Below are 1336 nucleotides of genomic sequence, written 5' to 3'. Positions count from 1 at the left end.
TGAGGTTCCCCCCGGACCGTAGAGGCATCAGCTATAAGGAGTGGTGATGTCAGAGAAGCGGAAGAAGTACGACCGGGAGTTCCGTGAGGGAGCTGTCCGGATCGTTGAGGAGACGGGGAAGCCGATCGCTCAGGTCGCGCGTGACCTTGGCGTGAACGAGGGCACCTTGGGCAACTGGGTGAGCCGGGCACGAGCGGAGCGGGACGGCTCCTTAAGTCTGTCCACCGACGACTATGAGGAGCTGAAACGGCTGCGTGCTCAGAACGCTGAGCTGCGGATGGAGCGTGATGTCCTCAAGCGATCCGTGGTCCTGTGGGTGAAGGAGGCGACGAAGTGAGCGTGGCACGCTTCATCGCCGACCAGAGGACCAACTATCGGGTGCCACACACTGTCACGTGCCTGCTGCTCGGGGTGAGCCTGGCTTGGTTCTACAAGTGGCTCAGGCGAGCCAACAGTCCCGCAGCGGTGTCGGGGTTGCATACTGATCGGGCTCGGCGTCGGGACACCATCGACCGGGCTGTGAAGGCGATGTTCACCGCGAGGCGGGGGCTGCACGGCTCGCCGCGGCTACATGCCGATCTCCGTGACAACGGTTGGCAGGTGAGCGAGAAGACCGTCGCGGACTCGATGCGCCGCCAAGGGCTCATCGCACGCCGGATCAAGCGCCACAACGGGCTCACCCGGCAGGACCCGACCAAGCCTGCGTTCCCCGACCTGCTGCGCCGGAACTTCACCGCCGAGCGGCCCAATACCCGCTGGGTGGGTGACATGACCGAGATCCCGACCATCGATGAGCACGGCCGGCCGGGTCAGAAGCTGTACTTGGCGACCGTGATCGACCTGTACTCCAGGCGGCTGCTCGGGGCTGCGACCGGGCTGCACCCGAACGCCGAACTGGCCTGCTCGGCGCTGAAGATGGCCATCGCAGCCCGCGGCGGCGTCAACCAGGTCAACCAGCCCGGCTGGCAGACCGATGAGACCCGGCGGGTCATCTTCCACACCGACCGGGGCTCGACCTACACAGCGAACTCGTTCACCACCTTGTGCCGCAAGCTCGGGGTGCGCCAGTCCATGGGCCGCGTCGGCTCGTGCTTCGACAACGCCGCCGCTGAGGCGTTCTTCTCCAGCCTGGAATGGGAAGTCCTGTCACGACACGACTTCACCAGCCCTCGCCAAGCCCAAGCCGTTGTGCTGGACTGGTGCTACGGGTTCTACAACCACGACCGCCGACACAGCACAGCCGACATGCAGAGCCCCATCGACTACGAGACCAACACGGCCCAGGGCCTGCCCAAAACCGCATAAGGAAGCCCTCCACGATTCGGGGGGAACCACA

General features: G+C 65.1%; 2 protein-coding genes. Both read left to right on the top strand.

Annotation, left to right across the window (positions count from 1 at the left end):
• The first annotated feature begins 46 nt into the window (after positions 1 to 46).
• Positions 47 to 337, top strand: a complete 291-nt coding sequence (locus tag EUC46_RS12405; protein ID WP_128774461.1) for a transposase — start codon at positions 47 to 49, stop codon at positions 335 to 337.
• 2 nt (positions 338 to 339) lie between these two features.
• The gene (locus tag EUC46_RS12400) at positions 340 to 1305 is read left to right on the top strand and encodes an IS3 family transposase (protein WP_206646008.1); all 966 of its coding nucleotides are present in this window, start codon (positions 340 to 342) and stop codon (positions 1303 to 1305) included.
• The last annotated feature ends 31 nt before the right edge of the window (positions 1306 to 1336 follow it).

It is taken from the genome of Actinomyces oricola (assembly GCF_004104015.1).
In the GTDB taxonomy this organism is placed as follows: domain Bacteria; phylum Actinomycetota; class Actinomycetes; order Actinomycetales; family Actinomycetaceae; genus Actinomyces; species Actinomyces oricola.
This window is presented reverse-complemented; position numbering and strand designations above follow the sequence as displayed.

Bases quoted from the DNA above. Each gene is read 5' to 3' on its own strand.
- EUC46_RS12405 (WP_128774461.1), top strand. From the start codon at position 47: ATGTCAGAGAAGCGGAAGAAGTACGACCGGGAGTTCCGTGAGGGAGCT.